This is a genomic window from Butyrivibrio proteoclasticus, from assembly GCF_900115735.1.
Taxonomy (GTDB): Bacteria; Bacillota; Clostridia; order Lachnospirales; family Lachnospiraceae; genus Butyrivibrio; species Butyrivibrio proteoclasticus_B.
In genome coordinates, this window is sequence record NZ_FOXO01000020.1 from 1 (window position 1) to 13,900 (window position 13,900).

14 protein-coding genes, 5 tRNA genes and 1 pseudogene are annotated in these 13,900 nt (G+C 38.1%); all 20 read left to right on the forward strand.

Features of this window, described 5'->3' with window-relative positions; all coding sequences use genetic code 11:
- Positions 1–21 precede the first annotated feature (21 nt).
- Positions 22–94: transfer RNA gene (locus tag BM146_RS12265), tRNA-Asn, on the forward strand.
- A 165-nt stretch (positions 95–259) separates the two neighbouring features.
- Positions 260–331 (forward strand) — tRNA-Glu (locus BM146_RS12270).
- 4 nt (positions 332–335) lie between these two features.
- Positions 336–409, forward strand: a tRNA-Ile gene (locus tag BM146_RS12275).
- Between the two features lie 29 nt (positions 410–438).
- Positions 439–511: transfer RNA gene (locus tag BM146_RS12280), tRNA-Val, on the forward strand.
- Between the two features lie 60 nt (positions 512–571).
- Positions 572–657: transfer RNA gene (locus BM146_RS12285), tRNA-Leu, on the forward strand.
- 100 nt (positions 658–757) lie between these two features.
- Positions 758–1,150, forward strand: a complete 393-nt coding sequence (locus BM146_RS12290; protein ID WP_074889414.1) for a nucleotidyltransferase domain-containing protein — start codon at positions 758–760, stop codon at positions 1,148–1,150.
- Positions 1,150–1,512: a HEPN domain-containing protein gene (locus tag BM146_RS12295; RefSeq protein ID WP_074889416.1), complete on the forward strand. Its 363-nt coding sequence runs from the start codon at positions 1,150–1,152 to the stop codon at positions 1,510–1,512. Before BM146_RS12290 ends, BM146_RS12295 begins: the two co-directional genes overlap by 1 nt.
- A 70-nt stretch (positions 1,513–1,582) precedes the next feature.
- Positions 1,583–4,570 (forward strand): TOTE conflict system archaeo-eukaryotic primase domain-containing protein, encoded by a 2,988-nt coding sequence (locus BM146_RS12300; RefSeq protein ID WP_074889420.1) that lies wholly within the window; start codon positions 1,583–1,585, stop codon positions 4,568–4,570.
- 81 nt (positions 4,571–4,651) lie between these two features.
- Positions 4,652–4,990, forward strand: a complete 339-nt coding sequence (locus tag BM146_RS12305; RefSeq protein WP_143087478.1) for a phospholipase D-like domain-containing protein — start codon at positions 4,652–4,654, stop codon at positions 4,988–4,990.
- A gap of 46 nt (positions 4,991–5,036) precedes the next feature.
- A complete protein-coding gene (locus BM146_RS12310) occupies positions 5,037–6,791 on the forward strand; it encodes a hypothetical protein (RefSeq protein WP_074889426.1) in 1,755 nt (584 codons plus the stop codon).
- 529 nt (positions 6,792–7,320) lie between these two features.
- On the forward strand, positions 7,321–7,800 hold the full coding sequence (locus BM146_RS12315; RefSeq protein ID WP_083413534.1) for a DNA-deoxyinosine glycosylase: 480 nt from the start codon (positions 7,321–7,323) through the stop codon (positions 7,798–7,800).
- 59 nt (positions 7,801–7,859) lie between these two features.
- Positions 7,860–8,354, forward strand: a complete 495-nt coding sequence (locus BM146_RS12320) for an HIT family protein (RefSeq protein WP_083413535.1) — start codon at positions 7,860–7,862, stop codon at positions 8,352–8,354.
- Complete coding sequence (locus BM146_RS12325) at positions 8,347–9,099, forward strand: NUDIX hydrolase (protein ID WP_074889434.1); 753 nt, start codon at positions 8,347–8,349, stop codon at positions 9,097–9,099. The genes BM146_RS12320 and BM146_RS12325 overlap by 8 nt, the downstream gene beginning before the upstream one ends.
- Before the next feature lie 276 nt (positions 9,100–9,375).
- The gene (locus BM146_RS12330; protein WP_074889437.1) at positions 9,376–9,798 is read left to right on the forward strand and encodes a hypothetical protein; all 423 of its coding nucleotides are present in this window, start codon (positions 9,376–9,378) and stop codon (positions 9,796–9,798) included.
- Positions 9,799–9,802: 4 nt separating this feature from the next.
- Positions 9,803–10,267: a DUF4869 domain-containing protein gene (locus BM146_RS12335; protein WP_074889440.1), complete on the forward strand. Its 465-nt coding sequence runs from the start codon at positions 9,803–9,805 to the stop codon at positions 10,265–10,267.
- Positions 10,268–10,468: 201 nt separating this feature from the next.
- Positions 10,469–11,227, forward strand: coding sequence for a class I SAM-dependent methyltransferase (locus BM146_RS12340; protein ID WP_074889442.1), 759 nt, complete (start codon positions 10,469–10,471; stop codon positions 11,225–11,227).
- Positions 11,228–11,299: 72 nt separating this feature from the next.
- Positions 11,300–11,770 carry a P-loop nucleotide/nucleoside kinase family protein gene (locus BM146_RS12345; RefSeq protein ID WP_074889447.1) on the forward strand — a complete coding sequence of 157 codons (471 nt, stop codon included), beginning with the start codon at positions 11,300–11,302 and terminating at the stop codon, positions 11,768–11,770.
- A 112-nt stretch (positions 11,771–11,882) separates the two neighbouring features.
- Positions 11,883–12,482 carry a GNAT family N-acetyltransferase gene (locus tag BM146_RS12350; protein ID WP_074889452.1) on the forward strand — a complete coding sequence of 200 codons (600 nt, stop codon included), beginning with the start codon at positions 11,883–11,885 and terminating at the stop codon, positions 12,480–12,482.
- Between the two features lie 71 nt (positions 12,483–12,553).
- Positions 12,554–13,020: pseudogene (locus tag BM146_RS20420) on the forward strand (HIT family protein).
- 94 nt (positions 13,021–13,114) lie between these two features.
- Positions 13,115–13,831, forward strand: a complete 717-nt coding sequence (locus BM146_RS20030) for a C15 family peptidase (protein WP_242949400.1) — start codon at positions 13,115–13,117, stop codon at positions 13,829–13,831.
- Positions 13,832–13,900 lie beyond the last annotated feature (69 nt).

Below are 13,900 nucleotides of genomic sequence, written 5' to 3' on the forward strand. Positions count from 1 at the left end.
TATATATACAGTATCTTATAATCCTCCTTAGCTCAGTCGGTAGAGCATTCGGCTGTTAACCGAAGTGTCGTTGGTTCGAGTCCGACAGGGGGAGCGATAGTACTTAGCGAGGTCTTATCGAGCTTAGTACGTAACCTGGATGATCACTTGGTGAGGTATTTCCGAACCTAGTGAGGCAGCCGGAGTTAGAGTCTGCACCGCTACCGAGTTAGTAGAGTGGGCAGAGCACAAAGCACCGTAGCACGGTTGCAAAGCATAAGGCTCCGTGGTCAAGCGGTCAAGACATCGCCCTTTCACGGCGGTAACACGAGTTCGATTCTCGTCGGAGTCATTTAGGAGATTTAGCTCAGTTGGTTAGAGCAACCGGCTCATAACCGGTCGGTCCCGGGTTCAAGTCCCTGAATCTCCATTAGTTCTTTTGAACTTAGCCCAGTATATGGGGTCTTAGCTCAGCTGGGAGAGCATCTGCCTTACAAGCAGAGGGTCACAGGTTCGAGCCCTGTAGGCCCCATTCGCGATATGTTGTATATAGCATATCGCGTATTTTTTACCAGAAGTTAATATGGTAAATGCCGGCGTGGCGGAATAGGCAGACGCCCGGGACTTAAAATCCCGTGGGTAGTGATACCCGTACCGGTTCGACCCCGGTCGCCGGCAGTAAGAGAGAAGCGTAAGATGCTTCTCTTTTTTTTACGATGTTTGTAAGGTATAATAAGGCTATAAATCATAGTTATTGATGGATAGGTGGTGATCATTTATGTGCAAACTTATCAAAGTTAATACAAATTATGATTCATCCGTAATGGTTGCGGATTATAAAGCTGAGATTATCAGGCACATCATTAGTACAGCAAAAAAGTGCCCGGATATTGATGCTATTATGCTGTTTGGATCCGTGTTGGAAGAGAGATGTAAAGAAAAATCTGACATAGATATTGTTATCATCAGTAAGAAAACAGTCAATGCGCTTAGTGATAGAAAATCCTTTAATGAATTTATGAAGGACTTGTATCTTTTGGATTTTACCCAGGAATATGATTTCCTATATTTTAAATCTATTGATGAAATTTATCAGAAAAAAGAAAAAGCTCCTATCTGCAAGGAATTAGCGGAAAAGGGACAGATTATTTATAAAAGGCAGGCTGCGTAATGGGGAATACTTTGTTATCAATTGCAAAAGCTGATATAAAAACTGCTAAGAACCTTGTTAACAGTGATGATAAGTATCAAAAGCATCAGGCTGCCTATTTGACTCAGCATGGTGTAGAGAAAACTTTAAAGTATACTATTTCTCTAAAAACGGGAGGACAGCCTTGGGGACATGATATTACAAAACTTGTAATTTTAGCCCAACAAAATGGCGTTGATGTACCTGATTTTATTTGTAAAAAGGCTAAGATGATTACATCCTGGGAAGTGGTGTCCAGATATTATCCAACAAGCGTTATCAGGAGAGATACTATAGCACATGTCATTAGGGTCGCTGATGAATGGCAAAAGAAATTAAAATGATATTTTGTGGGTATGGCTTATGCCGTACCCATTTTTGACAAATGGAAGGATATTTGAAGAGATAACGTATATGAACGAAGATCAATATATTTCACGAATCAATCAACTTGAAAAAGAGATAGGTTATTTGCATAGTTTGCTCGATGAGGCTGGTATTACTTATAGAAAAGAAGCAAAGAATATTGAAGATCTATCTCCTGACAAGAACATTCTATTTGACGATAATCAAGGTGCAAGAGTCAGACCTTTGGAAATAACCAAGCATCGAATAAAATTCTTCCGCAACTTGTTTAACGGACGAAACGATGTTTATAGTCTGCGTTATGGAAAGGTTAATAAGAAAACCGGAAAGCACAGCTACTATACTCAATGTTGGTATTTTTGGAAAGATGGATTGTGTCCAAAGAGAAATAATCCCAAGTTTTCTTGTGGTGAATGTAGAAATCCGAATTATAAGGAATTGACGGATGAAGTGGTTTATGAGCATCTGAGAGGAAAGAAGGAAGATGCTTCGGATGTATTAGGGGTATACCCACTTCTTCTTGATGAAACTATAAACTTTCTTGTATTTGATTTTGATTGCCATAATGACAATATTTGCGGCGATGACTGGGCAAATCCTGATTCTGAATGGATGACTGAAGTAAATACATTTAGAAAGATATGTGAAGACAATGATGTGCCTGTTTTGGTTGAGCGCTCAAGGTCGGGGAAGGGAGCCCATTTTTGGATATTCTTTGAAAAGCCGATATTGGCATCTACAGCAAGAAGATTTGGAACAGCTTTGCTAACCAAAGGTGCCGAATCTGTTAATATGAAAAAATTCACATATTACGACAGAATGCTCCCAGCTCAGGACTATATTCCGATTAATACAAAGACTGGGAGATCTGGATTAGGAAATCTGATAGCGCTGCCATTACAGGGACTGGCTTTACAGGCAGGGAATAGTGCTTTCATAGATGAAAACTGGAATGCATATCCTGATCAATGGGAGTGCCTCAAGAATGTTAAAAGAATCTCTAAAGAGATTGTTGAAGAAAAGATAAAGGCCTGGGGAGCAGATGGCTTATTAGGGGGCCTATGTAATGATTTTGATGAAGATGCAGATGATACCATGGCTAGAAAACAGAAGCCTTGGGAAAAAGTGAAACTTTCATTTTGTAAGGAAGATGCACCTTCCGTAGTAGAAATCATCATTTCTGATAAGATATACATTAATTCAAAAGGAATGCAATATAAAATGCAGAATGCTATAAGGAGAATGGCTGCATTTAGCAATTCGGAGTTCTATAAGACTGCAGGTATGGGCTTTTCAACGCAAGGTATGTCTAGAATCATTTCTTGTGGTTATGATGATGGAGATTATATTTGTATTCCGAGAGCTCTTTTGGATTCACTAATTGAAAAATTAAATGCATCTGGAATTCCATTTTCTCTTACTGATAACAGATGTAAGGGAACTCCTTTAGATGTTTCTTTCAATGGTGCTTTATATGAGGAACAGATGAGAGGTGCACAAACAATTTTGGAGCACGACAACGGTGTACTAGCAGCCACGACATCTTTTGGGAAAACGGTTGTAGGTGCATATTTAATTGCCCAAAGAAAGGTGAATACGCTAATTCTTGTTCATAACACAGAAATTCAGAAGAACTGGATTGAAGATTTAAGCAGATTCTTAGATATTAAAGCTGAATTACCTGAATATAAAACAAAAACAGGAAGAATTAAAAAGAGAAAAAACTTGATTGGAAAACTGTATGCCGGGCATGATTCGATGACTGGAATAGTTGATGTTGCTATTTTTTCATCTCTTGGAAAGGGTGATGAAATCAATCCAATTATCGAAAACTACGGAATGGTAATTATGGATGAGTGCCATCATGGAGCAGCGCAGACGGTTGAAGATGTAATTGGGGCAGCAAAAGCAAAGTATGTATATGGATTAACAGCTACTCCTAAACGGGAAGATGGACTTGAAAAGAAAGTGTTTATGCAGTTTGGACCTATTCGGTTCAGATATACTGCTAAAGAGAGAGCGCAGAAACAAGGCATAGCGCATTTTGTATATCCTCGATTTACGAGGCTTGTAAGTTCTACAGATCTGAAGATAACAGACGCAAACCGGGCTGTAATTGAGTGTGATTCTAGGAATGATCAGATAATATCTGATGTGGAAGACTGTATTAAGGATGGTAGAACTCCGCTGGTATTAACCAAATACAAAGAACATGCGGAGCTGATTTATCAGAGATTGCAGGGAAAAGCAGATCATGTATACCTTCTGCAAGGCGGAGGAAGTAGAAAAGCTAAAGACGAAATGAGATTGCAGATGCGAGCTGCTTCTGATGATGAATCTGTAATACTCGTGGCAATTGATAAATATGTTGGTGAAGGGTTTAATTTTCCAAGACTTGATACATTGATGCTGGCAATGCCTGCAGCAGCTGAAGGCAATATTGAGCAATTTGCCGGGAGGTTGCATAGAGATTATAAGACAAAGACGGAAGTAATAATATATGATTACGTAGATTCGCATATCCGAGTTCTTGAAAAAATGTACCACAAGCGCCTTAGAGCTTATAAGAAGATAGGGTATGAAATTTGGAATAATGCGATTATAGACAAGCAGGATGCAAATTCTATCTTTGACATGGATTCATATGAAAGTGTTTATGAGAAGGATCTTTTGGAAGCGAATAAGGAGATTGTCATTTCAAGTCCGGGATTAAATCATTCTAAAGTTGATTCTTTTATTAGGCTTGTAAAGAAAAAACAGGAAGATGGGATCAGAATAACTGTTGTCACCCTTAACCCAGAAGGATATCCGGAGGAAAGGATTAAAGATACCAAAGGCATTGTGCAGTTATTAAAGGACAACGGAGTAAACGTCAGAATACAGGATCACATGCATGAACACTATGCAATTATTGACAATGAGATTGTGTGGTATGGAAGTATGAATCTACTATCCAGAGCTAAGTCTGATGACAATCTGATTCGAGTTAAGAGTAAAGAAGCAGCGCTTGAACTATTGGAGCTTACTTTTGGATAATCAAAGGTACAGATTTCTGATGGTAGGACACCTTTAGTGCTTACTAAGCTCAAAAAGCATGTGGATGTATTAAGGGAGAAATTGCAAAATAAAGCAGATCATGTATTCGTCATCTATGGAGATAAGCCAAGGCAGGAATCAAGTGTTAATATTGTGGTAATAACAATGAATCCAGAGACAGTGGGATATGAGGATACTATTGAGCTTGAACTTCTTATTGATGAACTCCAAAAAGTGGGTATTTTGGTGAGAACCACCGATGATTACTCTGAATGCTATGCTGTCATAGACAAGACTATTGTCTGGCATGGCGGGATGAACCTTTTGGGAAAAACAGATGCTTGGTATAATCTTATCAGGATAGAAGATATCCACGCAGCAGAAGAATTGCTGGAAATTACAGAGCAGATGTTGAAATAAGTAAAAGTAAAAAATTAGAATCTATTAGTTTGGGGAAGGATACAACATGAACCTGCCAAAATTTATGAGAGCAGTAGATACAGAACTTGAAAGTATGTCAGAACAGGAGCTGAAGTCATGTCTTCGTGAATTGGCAAGAACTCTTCCTGAAAATGATAGAACTCATTTTCTTAGTATTATTGATAATAGAAGTGGAATAGTAAAACGGGACAGTGATGAAGAAAAATTATTAAAGAAAAAAGTTGAGGATATCATATCTGTACTTGAAGAAATTGGTGAAGGTGAGCGCTGTCTTGCCAGTGAGTATAATGAAGAGTGGGATGATTGGTACAATAGTGATGATGATGAAGTTTTTTTCTCGGATCCAGAGAAAATAGTACCTGATTTTATAACAGCTATCAGACTAATCCATGAATGTGTTGACACCGAGTCGTATACAGAGGGGTATAAACTGGCAAAGGTATTATCTTCAATCAGTATTTTCGCTGATGGAGATTGGGATGATTATTGCGGAGATCCTTTAGGAATAAAGGATTTATATGAACATGAACTTATAGTAGGTCCTTTTGACAAATTGGTTGCAGAATCATTATATCTGACATATATGGCTAAGGAATCAAGGGCACGTGCAAGTGAAATATATACAATGATGGGAAATTTTGACTGTAATGATCTTAGGCTTGAAGATGTAATGCAGATAGGAAATCATTCTCTTCCTGAGTTCAATACCTTTTTGTCAGATTGGATAACACTCATTGGTGCTCATAATGACTGGAGAACTAAAAGGCTTTTAAAAGAAGCTGTTTCTATGATTCAAGATGAGTATCAGGCTTTAAATGTGGCTAGAACGCATGCTGTAACGCATCCGGAATTATTTAAGCAGATTCTGGAAATCGGGGAGTCTGACGCAGATCCAATCAAGTTGTTTAGGATAGGAACGGAAGCTTTGGATAAGATACCGGATAATCTAACTATTCGCGGAGAAATAGCGCTTTTAACTGCAAACTATGCTGGCAGGATAAATACACTACCAGGAGTAGAGCTATGTTGGTTAGAAGCTTTTAGATCAGATAGTTCTGTAGTTAATTATCTGCGTATACGTTTTCTTACCAGGGTTTGGAAGGATTATGCCAAGCAAGTTGAAGATATTATTGAGAGTGAATATGCCAAGACATTATCCCGCAGCAAAAGTGTAGATACGTATAATAGGGAATACATACTGAACGAAAATGCGTTATATAAAAATGATTATTGTACATTGCTTTTCTGGGAAAAGAAATTTGACGAAGTTTTTAACCTTGGGCTTTGTGAAAAACAGAGGTTAGGATGGTCTGGTACCTTTATGAAGCAGGGGCTGGCTATGTTTATGCTGATTCTTTACGAAAGTGAAAAATACCAAAGCGGACTTCAGAGTATGGCTAGGTTAGCAGTGTCAGGATGTAAGCTTAATGCTGATGATTACTACAAAGGAACATGTGATTTGGAACACAAGGACAGTTATTCTTTGTTTATGGAGCTCTTTACTAACTTGAAGATGGAATTAGATGTCTCTGAAGATGATAAAATAAAGTGGCTTGATAAGATAGGAAAAATTATTGAAAAGCGAGTTGTTGCGATAATGGAGGCTGAAAGACGTAACTACTATGGGGAATGTGCATCATTTATTGCAGCTTTTGGTGAAGTAATTGAGTCAAGAGGGCAAAAAGAAGCAAAGCAGTCGCTTATGATGAGTTATAAAGCAAAGTATCCGAGAAGAAGGTCATTTATTCAGGCTTTGAAGAACTATGGGTTTAGAGCATAAATATGGTTTTTCAGCAGGAATAGCGTTGTTGGTTAGAAATAATCTGTTTTATAATACGAGGGGAAAATCCACTGATGATTATTGTTGAAGAAGAAATAAAAATTGAACAGATGCTTCACAAGTATTACGATGCCTTTATTTAAAAAGCATGGGGTCTAGTGGTAAGAGGTATGCGAAATGGTTTATATTAGTAAATATGCGCATCCTTTATCATACGAAAGTGGGTCAGAAATTGGACCAGCAAAGAAGGTGAGTCCGCCCTAAAGGACTAGCTGCACGTCGCAAGGCTCCTTGAGTAGAGCACTTGCTGAGGTATTATCGAAGCTAGTGCGAACCATACACGTGCACTTAACGAGGTCCCTTCGAGTTTAGTGCAGCGTGTAATCCATGCGGGTTCCAAGACGCCTCAAAAGTTCGATCCCGGTCGCCGGCAGTAAGAGAGAAGCAGTGATGCTTCTCTTTTTTGTTGCCATCTTGTACTATAAAAGAGTGTGCATATATGTTGGATGGGGGAAGGGGAGACTTAATTATGGTTATACATCCAATTGAACCAATATATGATAAGAGTTCAAAAATACTTATTCTGGGAAGTTTTCCGTCTGTAAAATCCAGAGAAGAAGGGTTCTTCTACGGACATAAGCAGAATAGATTCTGGAAGGTGGTTTCGGGAATATTTGAAGAGGAAGAGCCGGAGTCAATAGAGGAAAAGAAATCTCTTTTGATAAGAAATAAGATAGCGTTGTGGGATGTGATACAATCCTGCGATATTGTTGGATCATCGGACTCCAGCATCACTAATGTAGTACCGAACGATCTAAGCGTTATTTTAAATACAGCGGATATCAAGGCAATATATGTCAATGGTAAAACAGCGCTTAAGTATTATGTAAAGTATACAGAGCCTGTGATCAAAAGGCCTGCAATATGTCTTCCTTCGACGAGCCCTGCCAATGCCGCATGGAATATGGAAAAGCTTCTGAGTGCTTGGAAGATTATAAAAAAGTATTGACCTTGCCCTAAGGGCATGCTTTATCCTTATAGGTGAAAAAAATATGCAAAGGGGAAGCTATGAACAGAAAAGATATATTAGGGAATGAAATTAAGTCTGAGTGCGTAGGATGCGCAATTGTGCGTGGCGAGGTGAAACTTCCTGGGGGAATAATTTATGATGGGAAGTCGATTATTCTTGCCGCAGATCCTGAGATTCCAATTCCCGGTTTTCTAATAATTACAAGTAAAAGACACATTCAGTCTTTTGCGGAATTAACTGTAGACGAGAGAGCTGAGATAGGAAATACAATAGCAATTGCAGAAAGAGCTATAAAGGATCTGAAAATTGCCGAAACTGTTACATTGGTTCAGGAAGAACGCTCCAAGCACTTTCATATATGGATTTTTCCTAATCAGGAGTGGATGCTGGAAAAATTTGGATATGGTTTGCAGTATCTGCGTGATATCAATGCTTTTGCCAAAGATAATGCTTCTGATGCGGATATTGAGAACGTGATAAGGACTGCCGAAGAAATCAAGAAATACATAGAAAGCGAAGACAAATATGACTAATATCATTCCAATAAAAGAGCTAAAAATAAAAGAAACTGCAGCAAGAGAGCTTCCTAAGGATATTGAAGAAAGAGTACAAGTTTACTGGAATGAACTTACAGCAAAGTATCCGGGGATGTTTAATGGGGCGTTATATTCTGTAATCAATATGGAAAATGATGACGGCATAGTCACGATAACCTGTGAGCCTTCTGATTATGCTCATTACAAATACAGTGAGATCAAGGATCTTGGAGAGTATGCATGTAGAAGTATGTATGCCGGTTGCATATTAGTCTCATATGACAAAAAGCTATTTGTTTCGTTAAATGGCGTAGGTTCAGAGTTTGTAGGAAAGATTCAGGGAATAGGTGGAGTTATGGACCCTTCTGACAGGTTTATTGGTGGCGCCATACGTGAGGATGGCAGTACAGATAATAACAAGTTATCACCTTTAGTGACAGCATTTCGAGAGCTTGAAGAAGAGGTTGGAAAGGAAATCAGGGATAGCGTTACTGATATAGGCAAATCGTATCTTGTTACTAATGACAATAAGTATGGCTTTCCATTTGTTTTTTATTCAAACCTTGATTCAAAAACAATTCAACATGCCTTTGATTCCTTTAAGAAGGAGACAGGCAGTAATGAGGTTGATAGACTGATTTCTTTTGGAAAAGATGATATGGCGGCTGAACTTGAGAAATATGAATCCGGACAAGATATTGGTGTAGTGGATCTTTTGAAAATCATTATGAGTGAATTGTAAAAGATGAAATGGATTATTACTTGTCTTTATCTTTACCGGCAAAGTTCCCTTTCTCTGCGGCTTTGCGAAACCACTAAAAGTTCGACCCCGGTCGCCGGCAGTCTGAGAGAAGCAGTGATGCTTCTCTCAGACTGTAGACAAATACAAGGTCTTTATTTTTTTGGAGATACAATGGGAGTATTAGAATCTTTAACACGCCGTGAGTAGATAGCGGTTCTCTTTTTTGATATAGTATTTGATAAGGGAGCATGCAGTCAGAATAATGAAATCCACTATATGGTTGATAAGTGGATGAATAAATTATGGGATAGGAAGGATAAAATTTTGGTTGGAAAGTACGATATAAAAATCTATGACAACAAAGTACATTACCACCTTATCGTGAAAAGAAATATAACGATAATACAGGGGAACAGTGCAACTGGTAAGACAACTTTGATAGATATGCTGCTTGACTATAGTCAATTGGGGAAGAATTCAGGAATAGTTGAGGTGGACGAGAATGTTCTTGAGAATACATATGATTATGCTGACAGTAGATATTATCCAAGTTGGGAGAGGTTTTATACAGCCTACCTGATTGAAAGAACAAAGGATACTGTTCTTCATTATAACAAAGCAAGGATTAATGAAGCATATTTGACTGAGGGTAACTTGGAAAAGATTAGGGCGCAGTTGCCGGAACAAATTGAGGTGTAAGAGAATGCTAAATATCATTTACGGAGAAGTAGAAAAAGATAATTATATTTTTGATCCTGATACTTTTTTTAATCATCAAAGTGAAGATGCATGGCTTGAGGATGAGTTTACAAAGGAAATGGTAAAAGATGTTGATCAATCAGAAATAATTGGGCCGCATCTTGTTCAAAGCCCTTTTTTAGGAGCTATTCCGCCAGAAAAACTTTCTGGTGGTGTGAAGACACTTATCCTTATCGCAAATGATAATGAGCATATATATAATGCTTCTGCTTGTGGGGATAATTGTGCCAAATGGCTTTTAAAAATAGGCGAGAACAAGGATGTAACAATTAGACTGGGGTACCTTATGAATTTTGGAAAAGGTCCTTTTCAAATTCATGTTGTTAACACAAATAAAATAGTCAATAATCTTGAAGAGCTTGATGATGAGGTCATAGATAATGGACTTCTTCAGCAAGTGACAAAGTGAGTCGAGTAATTCAAGTAGCTTTAAACTTAGAATTTATCTGGGTTTGAAGCTTTTTGTTTTACTAACGATTTACGACGATATTAAATTATTGCGGAGATGTTCTCAAATATAGCTATTTTATGGGAGAAACCCAATGGTTATGCTAAGATATATAGGTATTTTCTAATATTCAAAGCATAGCTATATATGGGAGGACTGTCAATGCGGGATTACAGTGAGCAGCATAAGAAAGCATGGGAGTATAATACCTACGACTTTTGGGTTAGGACAAGCGGAACACCACAAGAAAGAGCACAGAAGGATATGGCGGATCCTATAGGAATGCTCAAAAAATATGCCGTATATTTTGATTCCTTTGAAGGTATAAAGATTGCAAATATCTGCGGATCTTGCGGAAAGAAAGCAATTCCGCTGGCACTTCTTGGGGCAGATGTCACTATTTTTGACATTTCTGAAGATAACAAAAAGTATGCGATGGAAGTAGCTGCTGCTGCAAATACTGAGATTACTTTTGAAGTTGGGGATGTGCTTGACATAGACCTTGGTAGGTATGCTGAATACTTTGATGTAGTTTTTATGGAGGGAGGAATACTTCACTATTTTCACGATATAGATGAGTTTATGAAAGTTATGAACGCTATTCTTAAAACAGGCGGAAAGATAATCTGCAGTGATTTTCATCCTTTTACAAAAATCTATGATAGTTTAAAGCTGGAACAGCCCACGGGGAGCTATTTCTCTACTGATATATTTGAGGGTGAAATGGCACATGCCAGATTTTACGATGAAGAAATAAGAAAAAGCATCCCTAAATGCAGTTATAGAAAATACACGATAAGCGAAATCATAAACTCTATGCTAAGAAATGGTTTTTCTTTAAAACAGTTTGATGAGCACCCTTCATGGGAAGATGAAAGGCTGCCAGGTGAGTTTACGGCGATTGGAATTAAGTGTTGCTAAGTCTAAATGAGCTGATATTGGGGCAAAAGTAGTACAGAATTACAGTTTTATAAAATAAGGGAGATTTTATATATGTCTAAGGTAATCATGACCTGTGGATTAATTTGTTGTGGGAAAAGCACATATGCCAAAAGGATTAAGAGCGAGAGCGGTGCAGTCATTCTCTCTATTGATGATCTAACGCTCTCTATGTTCCCAGAGGGAGCTGGAGATATGCATGATACTTATGTAATGCGTGCAGAAAGGTACCTACTGGAATTATCTCTTCAGATTTTGAATTCTGGAATAAATGTAATTCTTGACTGGGGACTTTGGAACAGAGCTACAAGGGATAGAATCAAAGAATTCTATGCTTCCCACGGAGATATAAAAGCAGAGCTGCATTATCTTAAGGTTTCACCTGAAGTATGGGAGGAAAGAATCAATAAAAGAAATGCATCGGGTGAAGCTGCGTATTATGTTGATGAAGGTTTGCTTAATAAGGTCAAATCATTATTCGAAGAGCCATCCGAAGATGAAGTAGATGTGCTAGTCGAGAGTTAACTACGAAGATGAGAAAGTCTAAGGTATATCTTTGGGATCTTAAGGAAGATATCGGCTATGTGTATGAAGTTATAGTAAAAATCTTGGGATAATGTGCTATTGGGGAGTTGATATGAATAAGATTAGTGTACACAGATTGACACCTGATATGGCAGAGCAATATGTAGCATATTTTGATAATAGAGCGTTTTCAGATGGTAATGAGCAAAAAGGTTGTTATTGTGTTTGGCATCATTGGACCGAGCAGAAGGAAGCAGAAAGAAATGCACTTCCGGAAAATGAACGACCTTTCAGCAAAAGAAATTATGCATATGAATTGGTGAAGAATGGAAAGCTTAATGGATTTGTTGCAATTTCTGATGGAGAGATTGTTGGATTCTGCAATGCGGATTTGAAAGAAAACTACTTTAGACACAGCAAAGATAATGATCCTGAAAGTTGGGATGGGATAGATTCTGATTCCAAGGTGTTAGCTATGGTATGCTATATAGTTGCCCCTGATATGAGAGGAATGGGAATAGCAGACTCATTATTGGAATACGCCTGTAGTTATGCAGAAGAAAATGGCTTTGATTACATTGAAGGCTATCCTTCTGATGGAGCATTTGACGCAAGGAATTGTGGTGGAACAGATTCAATGTACATTAAAAGGGATTTTCAAATTCAATACATCGGAAATCGAATCATTGCAAGGAAGAAATTAGGGAACTAGGCAGAAGCTAATATGCAAGATAAATCGAAAAAGACTTGATAATATTGATTATGAAAGGGCAAAGAACTACAATGTGTGGCGTTTGTGAAAGAATTAATGAGACAAAAGCGGGGAAGAATCCTTTTCTTGTAAAAGAGCTTGAGACTGGATATGTGGTAATGGGGGATTATCAGCATTTTAAGGGGTATACTCTTTTTCTGTATAAAGACCATGTTGTTGAGCTATTTGATTTGGATGAGAAGACAAGAGCAAAGCATTTATATGAAATGACACTTGTTGCTGAAGCTGTAAAAAAGCTTTTGGAGCAGGAAAAATGAACTACGAATGCCTTGGGAATGGTGAAGGAGGGGCACATATTCACTGGCATCTGTTTCCGAGAAGAACCGGTGATATAGAGAATTATGGCAATAATGGCAAGGGTCCCGTTTGGTGGTATCCGCGCGAGAAGATGTATTCAGACGAAAATAGGCCAAGTAACGATGCACTTGAGGATATGAAGGCAAAGCTTCTTTGTGAACTGGATAAGCTGTTGATATGATTAAAGATTATCTAAACTATTCCGATCTTGCGGGGAATGAGATGATTGATGACGCTATACTGCATGTGAACAAAGTCTATCATAGGGGGCATATATGACAAGAAGAGAAGCGTATATAGGCTTTAAAGGTCGGAATAATTCATCATCTATGTTGGTTAAAGCATTATCGCATTATAATATTTTACTGACTAATTCTTTTACCGGGCTTAAGAAAGATATTGATCTGCTTCCGGCAGATTATGATGTGGTATATTTCTTTGGAGTGGATAAGAACTTGACTGAATCATTTCGTATAGAGCAATGTGCAGAAAAAGACAGGAGCAGGCTTTTAAGCGTTATTGATCTAAAGACTATTTCGGAACGTCTGGCAGCAACTGGTATAAGAAGTACCATATCGAAAACTCCAACTCAGTACCTTTGTAATGAGGCATATTGGTACTTACTTGAAAAGTATCAGGGAAGAGCGGTGCTAATCCATATTCCTACGATGAAGAATTTTAACAATATGTTTGAAAAAATGACATTTCCTGAGCACGAGTATGAATCAGTGCAGAACTATTTAAGCAAATTGGGATACTGCTATACAACGAGAGTATACAAAGAAGTCGGAAAATATCAGCTTGGTAAACTATATATTGCCCCATGGGGCGATATGCTGAAAATCGATGAAGTCAGCACATATCACAAAGTCAAGGACCGGCCTTTCTATGATGAAATGTGTGACGATGAAAAGGCAGAAATACGCAAGTATTCAGAAAATATGGGGTTGGAATATGAATTTATCAAGTTTTCAAGATTTGCGATAAACTAAGAAGATGTATTGACCTCGACTTCTGGGCAGCCCTTAGCATTGGGGCAGACAATATTTTTATAAGGTCGG

Excerpts from the sequence above, each read along its gene's own strand:
- BM146_RS12290 (WP_074889414.1), top strand. The coding sequence starts at position 758 with ATGTGCAAACTTATCAAAGTTAATACAAATTATGATTCATCCGTAATG.
- BM146_RS12295 (WP_074889416.1), top strand. The coding sequence starts at position 1,150 with ATGGGGAATACTTTGTTATCAATTGCAAAAGCTGATATAAAAACTGCT.
- BM146_RS20030 (WP_242949400.1), top strand. The coding sequence starts at position 13,115 with ATGACAAGAAGAGAAGCGTATATAGGCTTTAAAGGTCGGAATAATTCA.
- BM146_RS12310 (WP_074889426.1), top strand. The coding sequence starts at position 5,037 with ATGAACCTGCCAAAATTTATGAGAGCAGTAGATACAGAACTTGAAAGT.
- BM146_RS12300 (WP_074889420.1), top strand. The coding sequence starts at position 1,583 with ATGAACGAAGATCAATATATTTCACGAATCAATCAACTTGAAAAAGAG.
- BM146_RS12335 (WP_074889440.1), top strand. The coding sequence starts at position 9,803 with ATGCTAAATATCATTTACGGAGAAGTAGAAAAAGATAATTATATTTTT.
- BM146_RS12330 (WP_074889437.1), top strand. The coding sequence starts at position 9,376 with ATGGTTGATAAGTGGATGAATAAATTATGGGATAGGAAGGATAAAATT.
- BM146_RS12350 (WP_074889452.1), top strand. The coding sequence starts at position 11,883 with ATGAATAAGATTAGTGTACACAGATTGACACCTGATATGGCAGAGCAA.
- BM146_RS12325 (WP_074889434.1), top strand. The coding sequence starts at position 8,347 with ATGACTAATATCATTCCAATAAAAGAGCTAAAAATAAAAGAAACTGCA.
- BM146_RS12320 (WP_083413535.1), top strand. The coding sequence starts at position 7,860 with ATGAACAGAAAAGATATATTAGGGAATGAAATTAAGTCTGAGTGCGTA.
- BM146_RS12315 (WP_083413534.1), top strand. The coding sequence starts at position 7,321 with ATGGTTATACATCCAATTGAACCAATATATGATAAGAGTTCAAAAATA.
- BM146_RS12340 (WP_074889442.1), top strand. The coding sequence starts at position 10,469 with ATGCGGGATTACAGTGAGCAGCATAAGAAAGCATGGGAGTATAATACC.
- BM146_RS12345 (WP_074889447.1), top strand. The coding sequence starts at position 11,300 with ATGTCTAAGGTAATCATGACCTGTGGATTAATTTGTTGTGGGAAAAGC.